Genomic DNA, 9694 nt, shown 5'->3' on the forward strand with positions numbered 1-9694 from the left:
AATCGAAAAGGAGATATTCATACATCCGCCTAGTGTGATAATCTTATTGTAAATTTTGAATTATTTTTGAATAAATATTTTATAAAACAATGAGAAAATTTTACTTATTATTCATTAAAAAATAAAAATATTTACATTTTTGCTTAAATGTTGAGCGCAATATAGACAGGTCTGTATAGACAAGCCCTTAAGTTTTTTAGTATAATCGATCACAATTTAGAATTTAATAATAAGCATGTCTAACAATATTTACGCTGCTTTGGAGCAGCTTGGCTTATCAGCACAAAAACGTGCGATTCACGTACAATTTTCTAATTCGGCGTTGAGCCAACAAGTGTTCCTACAACGTATCGATGGAACACATCAAATCAATGAGGGTGTTCGGCTCCAACTCATCTGTCTTGCAACGTCAGCAACTATCCCTTTAAAAAGCTTTATTGGAACTCAAGCTGCGATTGATATCGTCACAGATAAATCTGAGTTAACCCGTATTTCAGGAATTGTGACCCAAGCCGATATTGGCGCATCTGATGGTTCTCTTACCATCTATCGTTTGACTGTAGAAGACCCAACAGCACTTTGGAAACATCGTAGAAACTCTCGAGTATTTATGAATAAGTCGGTTGTGGATGTGATCCAGACCGTGTTTCAAGAATGGGCACAACGCAGCCCACTGTTTGCCTCAAGTCTGAGTCTAGATAAGAGTGGCTTAAGCAAAGACTATGATGTGCGTCCATTCATTATGCAGGCATCTGAAAGTGACTTTGACTTCCTGACCCGTTTGATGAGAAGTGAAGGGATTAACTGGCTGATCGATGAAGCACAACTTAAAGTGTCGAGTTCAACAGAACAAATCCAAGCACAAAAGCTTCGTTTAATCGATGATAATTCGCAATTTAGTGCCTTAGAACGCCGCAATATTCGCTTCCATAGAAGCAGCGCCGTAGAAAAAACTGATTCAATTACCAATTTTATTGGTCAGCGTTCCATTCAACCGACTTCAGTGTATATCCAACGTTGGCAAGCTGATGTATTGGATATCGATGAAGGCGCTGGCAGTGTCCAAAGTAAACATAGCCATAGTGAAAATTATGACAATGCCAGTCTAGCTTTAGAACAAGCATGGCACTTTAGCCCTGCATGGATACAAGACCTTAATGGCGAAGATGGTGCAACGCCATCGAGCAACAGTCAGATTGAAAAGTTTAATCAAAACCTCAGTAACTACTACGATTCACAAGCCAAACAATTTACAGCAACGTCAACAGTGCGCGATGCACATGTTGGTTATTGGTTTGAACTGAATGAACACCCTGAGATAGATCAACACTCAGGTGCAGACAAAGAATTTTTAATCACGGCTAAAAGCTTTTATAACCAAAATAACTTACCTAAAGATCTCACCGATCAAGTCACCGCTTTAGTCCAACAAAGCAATTGGCAAACAAGTCAAATCACCAGCAACACGAGTGATGAACGTCAAGCCAGTAATTTAACCATTCAACGTCGTAATATCAGCACGGTTCCAGCCTATAACCCATTACAACACCGACCGATTGCATCACCACAACGGGCCAAAGTAGTAGGGCCAAGTGGAGAAGAAATTCATGTCGATGAATGGGGGCGTATCAAAGTTCGTTTCCTGTTTAGCCGTACTGAAGACAATACCCATGATGGCGGTGCGGGTTCTAATGACAATGATACAGATTCAGCTTGGGTGGATGTCCTGACCCCATGGGCAGGTGAAGGCTATGGGGCGCGATTCTTACCGAGAATCGGTGAAATTGTTGTGATTGATTTCTTTGATGGCAACATTGACCGTCCATTTGTGGTTGGGCGCATCCATGAAGCGCAACGCCATCCAAGCAAGTTTGATGACAAAGGCAAACTGCCTGACACCAAGAAACTGGCAGGAATAAAAAGTCGAGAGTATCAAGGCAGTGGCTACAATCAACTGAGGTTTGACGATACTACTGGCCAAATCAGCAGCCAGTTACAAAGTAGTCATGGCGCCAGCCAACTCAACTTGGGCAAACTGAGTCATCCTAAAGACAAAGCAGAAAGTGATGATCGTGGTGAAGGTTTTGAACTTCGTACTGACCAATGGGGAGCACTACGCGCAGGGCAAGGTTTACTGCTTTCGACCTACAAACAAGACCAAGCCAAAGGTGATCACCTTGATTCAGAGTTTGCCAAAAAGCAACTTGAGGGTAGTCAGACCAACAGTAAAGCTTTAAGTGATATTGCCAAAAACCAAAAGACGGATGAAATAGAATCGATTGAGCAACTCAAAGCTTTTGCAGAAGACATTGAAAAAGATGTTGCCAAGTATAAAAAAGCCATCATGTTACTCAGTTCTGTTGATGGGATTGCCTTAAGTACCCCTGAAGATATCCATCTTTCAGCCACAGGCATCATTAACCATACTGCGGGCGATAGTATTAACCTCAGTACCCAAAAGAATCTTTTGGGGCAAGCTTTAGGCAAAGTGAGTCTATTTGCTGCACAAGGTGGCATTAAAGCCATTGCCGCGCAAAGTAAAGTTGAAATTCAAGCGCAGTCAGACGCTTTAGATGTATTTGCTAAACTGGGGATTACCATCTCATCTACAGAAGATCGGATAGAAATCAGTAGCCCAAAAGAAGTGTTGATTACTGGTGGTTCCTCACAGATTGCCCTAAATGGCTCAGGGATTTTCCCCAAAACAGGCGGTAAGTTTGAGGTCAATGCAGGGCAGCACACATTTAAGCCGGGTGCCAGTGTCAGTAAATCAGCACAACTGCCGCCATCGAATCCGCTCAAAGGCGCACTCGACTTATTAAAAAGCTATGGTGGGCAAGACTTCTTTAAACAAACCGGCTTTAAAGTGATTGACTCATTTGGCAAGCAAGTGTCTGGCAAGCTGGATGCAAATGGCTTTGCCCAAGTGACAGGTATTGCACCTGGCCCTGCCAAAGTTGAATTTGAGACTGATCCACGGAGTGCATGGGATAAAGCAAGTCATTTTAACCGTGATTATACTTGGTCCGAAGAAGTGGTCGGTGGTGCCACAAGCTTTGCACAAAATGCATTAAATTCAGTGGGACAAAATATGATGTCCCAACTCAAAAACAATTTATTCTCTTTGAATGCTGACTCATTGAAAGATATGGGCAAAAATGCTTTAAAAGACTTAGGCACACAAAGCTTGGGACAATTTAAAGAACAATTTACTCAAAGTGCATTAGGTTCAGTCTCTTCAGCATTGAATTTAAATTTATCTCCGTCACAGATGATGAACGTGGGCCAGATGATTGCCAATCCAAGTCAATCCCTACACAACATTAAAGACCAAGGCATCGATTTCTTTAAAGACCAAGCCTCTGCATTGTTTGCTCAACAGACCAGTGGTTTGGTTTCTAATTTAACTGCTGGAACAGGATTTGGGTCGTCACTGGGTCAAGGTTTTGTTGCAGAGTCATTTGGCGCTGCTCAAAATGGGTTAGATGCCCCAGTGAAAGTGGTGGATGATTTTATTAAAAAAGATGAATATTTCTCTCGCTTCTTAACCTATAGCATTACCACTCGAAAAGGCGATGCATCAGTACCCACGATCCCGCAAAATATTCCTCAACAAGTCAGTCAGCCTGCGCCAATTTTGACTCAGCAGACTCCACAAGCGACAGCACCAGTCGACGTGAAAAAATCGCAGTCGATTTATGATATGGATAAGGATGTGGTACGGATGGATATGGAAGAGTCCCGTTATGTCACCAAACAAGTGACTGTGCGAAAAACGGCTGCTGAACAACCAGATGTATATAACGCGCGAAATAAATAATTGAACATTTTTTGAATTTTAATTGATTGAAATTAAATTAAAAATTAGAACGTATTAAGGTTAAGCTTATGGCATTTATAGACAGTAAAAATCAGACCGCAGGGTCAAATACACAGCAACAACCAGCCGCTAAAGAGACCAAGCCAGCGGTAGAGTTGGCAGTATTTAATTTGGCCAGCCTGACGCATACAGAAGACCATAAGTTTATCGCCCATCAAATCCAAAACTATTTACAGGCTTGCGGAAATACCAGTCTAGAACAGATCAAAGCAAGCGCCAAAGTACCGACAGTTGCCAATATTTTTGCATTATCCGGCAGTGTTTTAGACCTTATTTTATTTGCCACTGAACCCAAACAAGCCGAGGCAGGCGTACAACAATCGGCATTGTTAAGCATGAACTTAATCGGTTTATTTTTACAACCGAATACAGAAGCACATGTGCGTATGGCTTTACGTCCAATGCTGGGTTTAATGGCAGAATGTCTATACCCAGCCAATGGCAAAATCAAAGAAGCTGACTTACGTCGGATGCAGCTACACTTAAATGCGCAGATGGCAGGCGATTTAGAAAAATTCCTACAAGAAACACAAAGTAAATTATCAGGTTTATTGTCGAGTGCAACGACATTAGGGACTTCAATTCTGCAAGCTTTTAGTAGCAGTGCTGTAGCTGGATTACCCAGCGTTGCTTCAGCGGGAGCCACAGCTGAAAAACGTGATCCCAGCAAGCAGTTTAGCAACTGGGCACAGCCATTGATTGATTTGTTGGGTACACCTGCACAAGCTGATATGACCGCAAAGATGACCCCGAATATCGCAACACGATTAACAGAAGAAGTGCTTAAGGCGACACCACAACTTGCTACAGTGATTCAACAACAAAGCAATGCAGGAACGCAATATAGCCTTGCTTGGTTGATTCAAGAAACCCTAAAAGCCATCCAAACTCAAGGTAAAAAAGCCACAGCCAGTGTGCCATTAAACCAAACAGGTGAACATGAGCAGCATATCAATGGTGATATTTTAGAGTTTGTCACCTTACAACCTGATGCCTTAAATGATCCGATTTGCGCAACATTGGCTGACGATCAAAGTTCTAAAACGGATAAAAGTATTAGCTATGCGATTGGTGCGGAGCGGGTTAATCATTCAGACTTTTACTTGCCTAAAGTTGGTTTTGCCTTTAGTCGTCAATATAACTCTCAAATGAATGAGTTTGATCACAGTATGATCGGCGCACGTTGGATGATGCCATTTTCCAATGTGATCATACAAAATCAAAATGGGTATTTATTTATTGACAGCAATGGACGTAAACATCAACTGCCTGCTTCGATCGTCTATGAAAAATATCAGGTACCCTTTGAAGGCTTTAGTGTCGCACCACATGACGATGGGGATTTATTGCTGAATTTTGGTTCAGACTGGAATTTCCATTTTCATAGTTTTAATGCTGGAAAACATTATCACCTCGTTCAACAATTTAATGATCAGACTGATGAAAAGGTGGTTCTGACCTATTTATTGTTTGAACAATTTGCCTATTTACAGGCGATTGATTTTCAATTGAAGCGCGCTAAACACTTAGTCAAATTTGCTTTTAATGAACAAGCCAAAGTCATTGCCGCATTTGTCGATGATCAAGTGGAAGCATTGGCACGTTATGAATATGATCAACAAGGCAATCTGATCAAAGCCATTGATCAAAATGGACATACCCGCAGTTATGAATATAACCATGCCCATCAATTGACCCGTTATACAGATCGTACTGGACGTGGGCAAAATATTCGATATGACTCTACCGCACCCAAGGCCAAAGCGATTGAGGAATGGGCAGATGATGGTAGTTTTAAAACCCGTTTAGAATGGCATCCACGTTTGCGTCAGGTGGCCGTCTATGATGCTTATGATGTTCCGACCTATTATTATTTTGATTTAGATGGCTTTACCTATCGTACTCGTTTAGCCGATGGTCGTGAAAAGTGGATATCTCGAGATAGTCAAAAACGGATTACTCGACAAATTGATTTTGCAGGCTTAGAAACTGAACAAGCTTATAATGAACTAGGCCAATTGGTGAAAATTGTACAGCCAAATGGCGGCATCATCCTATTTGCCTATGATGAAGAGGGTAACCTGACTGAAACTAAGGACCCAGAAGGCAATATCTGGAAAAAACAATATGATGCTGATGGCAATATCAGCAAAGACATTAATCCTTTAGGGCATACTACCCAATATAAATATAATAATGATAATCAATTGGTTGAAGTAGTTGATGCCAAAGGTGGCTCAAAGAAAATTCAATATAATGATCTTGGGCAGATGGTGTCGTATACCGATTGTTCAGGGAAAAGTAGTGCTTGGGAATATGATGAAGACGGTACACTGACCGCACAAGCTGCTGCGGATGCACAACAGGTCCAGTATCTCTACAGTACTCAAGGTAAAGACCGAGGGCAGTTACAAGCAATCATTTATCCTGATGGATTAAAAGAACAATTTGAACATGATGAAGAAGGGCGTTTACTTAAGCATACTGATAGTAAAGGCTTAATCACCCAATATAAATACAATCAAGTCGGGCTATTAGCGCAACGGGTCGATGCCAATAGACACCAAATCGGCTACCAGTGGGATAAACAAGGTCGAATTCAAAAACTAAGCAATCAAAACCATGCCGAATATCTATTTGACTATAATCGTTTTGGGCAATTGGTGCGTGAACAAGCCTTTGATGGTGAAGAAAAGCATTTTACATATCATGACAATGGATTTTTATTTCAAATCCGCCAACCCAATATTCTGACTCAATTCGGCTATCATATGGATGGTTCGATCGCGTCAAAGACTTATACCCATTTGCAGACTCGGCATAGCCAAGTTGAAGAATTTAAATACAACTTAAATAACCAACTCAGCAAAGCGACCAATACAGAAAGCCAAATTGATTTTTATCGTAATCAACTCGGACAATTGGTACGTGAGCATCAACACTATAAAGTACCGAATCTAACCCCACTGACCGCAGTGTTACGTTATGAGTACGATGAATTGGGCAACTTGGTTAAAACCATTCGACCGGATGGACAAGTACAAGCCAATCTAAGTTATGGATCAGGGCATATTTATGGTATTGCTTTTAACAAACAAGATATGGTGGCATTCCAACGTGATGATTTACATCGTGAAACCACGCGACTGCTGGCCAATGGTTTAGTGCAAGCCAAGAATTATAATGATGTGGGCTTACTCAGCTCACAAGTCATTCGCCCAGAACAAGAAACAACGGACAGGGTACAATTTCAAGCAGAACGTCATTATCACTATGATAAAAACTATTTGCTGACTCAAGTCGATGATAGTCGTTTAGGTAAGTTAAATTACCAATATGATCCAATCGGGCGTTTAATTAAAGCGCAAAACCCATATAAATCTGAAAGCTTTAGTTTTGATCCTGCGGGGAACTTAATTGATCCGATTGCCACTCAAGCTGCGCAAGTAAAAAATAACTTGATTAGCCAGTATCAAGGCAAACATTATAAATATGATGCACAGGGCAATGTGATTGAAACCACCCAAGCAGGACAGACTTTAAAACTCACTTGGGATAACTTAAACCGTCTGATTCAAAGTGACAACAATGGTCAAATTACTGATTATGGTTATGATGTTTTTGGCAGACGATTATTTAAGAATAACCAAACAGACCACAGCCTAACCTTATTTGGTTGGGATGGTGATGTGATGGTGTGGGAATCAGTGAAATCATCAAAAGCTCAAACTGATTATACTAAGCACTATCTCTATGAACCGAATAGTTTTGTACCATTATTACAGACAGGTTATGCTGGCTTTATTAAACTGATAGAAACACCTGACTATCGCCAATTCCAAAACGTACCTTATTCGATTTATAAAGATCCAGTATGGAAAACTGAAACCAGAAAGAACAAAGCTGAATTAGAACGTGTTGCCTTTTACCACTGTGACCAAGTCGGTACTCCACAAACTTTAAGTAATGAGCTAGGGGAATGTGTTTGGGAAATTAAACAGGATACATGGGGCACAGCTTTAGAAATAAATACAAGTGATAATCTGCTTGAGCAAACCAACTTAAGATTTCAAGGGCAATATTACGATAAAGAAACAGGGTTACACTATAACCGTTATCGTTATTATGAACCGTATAGTGCAAGGTATGTGAGTAAAGACCCAATTGGGTTAAAAGGTGGTTTAAACAATTCTACTTATGTAAGTGATCCAAATCAATGGATTGATCCGATGGGGTTAAATGAATCACTCGGAAGTGCGATGAAAGAGGCTTTTGTAGATAGAATACCTGGTTCACAAGTACCAAGTAGATTAAAAAATAAACCGGCTGCAGTTCAAATGACAGATCGAGTTTTAACTGGTATGAATGCAAATGTCACTGCTGCTGCTTTAGTTGGAGTTAGTGCTTCTGCATCATATGATGGAAATGGAAAATATAGTGTGAAAGGTGGGAATACATATGGGATAGCGTTGGAAGCAACAACCACTAGAGAAGTATTAAATGCTGGTAATTTAAAAGATGGGAAATATTATGAAGCGTGTGCAAGTGCAGGCGCAGGATTGGCAGTGAGTGTATGTGGAGGTTACTCAATGAATGGTGGTTTTTATGGAAATATTGCCTTGGGTGTTGGGTTAGGAGCATCTTTAAGTGGAGTTAGCGGAGAAAAAAGATCATATGACCCTTTAGCCCCGAAAACAGTAATCGATCATGAGCAATTAAAAAGAAATCAACAAATGCTTCCACGGGCTCCCTTAAATTTTGGGGGATTAAGATAAATGTCAGATGGATTTATTTTATTTTTATTTTTATCGTCACTGCTTCTGTATGTTATTTTATTTTGTATAGTTCGATTTTATTTGTTTAAATATTTTATTAGTAAAAATATTGCAAAAGATTATTTGGATTTCAACTTGAAAAGTTTTCAACATACTAAGTATCTTTATAAAATAGTTTTTAAAAATTTAGATAATCATAATTTTTATGCAAAAAGACTAAAATTTTTATATTTTATACAGATTTGTTTTTTATTAATTTTTGTTTTTTCATTTTTTTTAATGCTGAGTTGATTTATGAGATTATATGTTATTTTGTTTTTTTTAACTTGGTCTGATATTTTATATGCTAAATGTATTAAAGTTGATGATTTGAATGAAAAGGAAATAATGATAATGAGTTTATACTCTTTGCAGGGAAATCAAAATAAAATTAATGAAGATATTAAAAAAATGAAAGTTGGTTATTATGTGGATTATTATGATGGATATTCATATTTGATTGGAAAAGATAGATTGAAAAATTATGAGCTTGCTGAGTTTTATTTAAATAAATCTGCTAATTATTGTTTTTCACCAGCCCACTATTCACTAGGTTATTTGTATTATTTACAAGGAAATTTAATAAGTGCTAAAAAATGGTTTACTTCGGCGAAGGAACTTGGGGATAATTTAGCTGCACATCAGTTAGGCACTATCTATAAAAATGAAAAAGAAACAGAAAAAATGATGGAAAATTTATTGTTTGCTGACAGTAATGGTTTTACACCCTCTATTACAGAATTAGGAGTAATTTATTATGATGGCACTTTAGTTAAAAAAGATTTAAAAAAAGCATTTAATTACTTTGAGAGATCTGCTTTAAAAAATGATCCATTAGCTCAAAATAATTTAGGATGGATGTATGAGCATGGTGAAGGAACTGCAAGGGATGTAGATAAAGCAGAATATTGGTATAAAATAGCTTCAGAAAATGATTTTAGTTTAGCTACTGAAAATTTAAAGCGCTTAAAAAATATTATTATTCAAAAGGGTATTACTA

Annotated in this window: 3 protein-coding genes; all 3 read left to right on the forward strand. The window is 38.9% G+C overall.

Translation table 11 applies throughout. From position 1 onward, the window contains the following. Positions 1 to 235: 235 nt before the first annotated feature. A complete protein-coding gene (locus WFN33_RS19710) occupies positions 236 to 3820 on the forward strand; it encodes a type VI secretion system Vgr family protein (protein WP_336954738.1) in 3585 nt (1194 codons plus the stop codon). Between the two features lie 68 nt (positions 3821 to 3888). Then, a complete protein-coding gene (locus WFN33_RS19715) occupies positions 3889 to 8655 on the forward strand; it encodes an RHS repeat-associated core domain-containing protein (protein ID WP_336954739.1) in 4767 nt (1588 codons plus the stop codon). Positions 8656 to 8949: 294 nt separating this feature from the next. Further along, positions 8950 to 9694, forward strand: a 745-nt coding sequence (locus WFN33_RS19720; protein WP_336954740.1) for a tetratricopeptide repeat protein, incomplete at its 3' end; no start/stop codon positions are given.

Origin of the sequence: Acinetobacter sp. AS167 (genome assembly GCF_037152175.1) — a bacterium.
Classification (GTDB): Bacteria; Pseudomonadota; Gammaproteobacteria; order Pseudomonadales; family Moraxellaceae; genus Acinetobacter.

Bases quoted from the DNA above. Each gene is read 5' to 3' on its own strand.
- WFN33_RS19710 (WP_336954738.1), top strand. From the start codon at position 236: ATGTCTAACAATATTTACGCTGCTTTGGAGCAGCTTGGCTTATCAGCA.
- WFN33_RS19715 (WP_336954739.1), top strand. From the start codon at position 3,889: ATGGCATTTATAGACAGTAAAAATCAGACCGCAGGGTCAAATACACAG.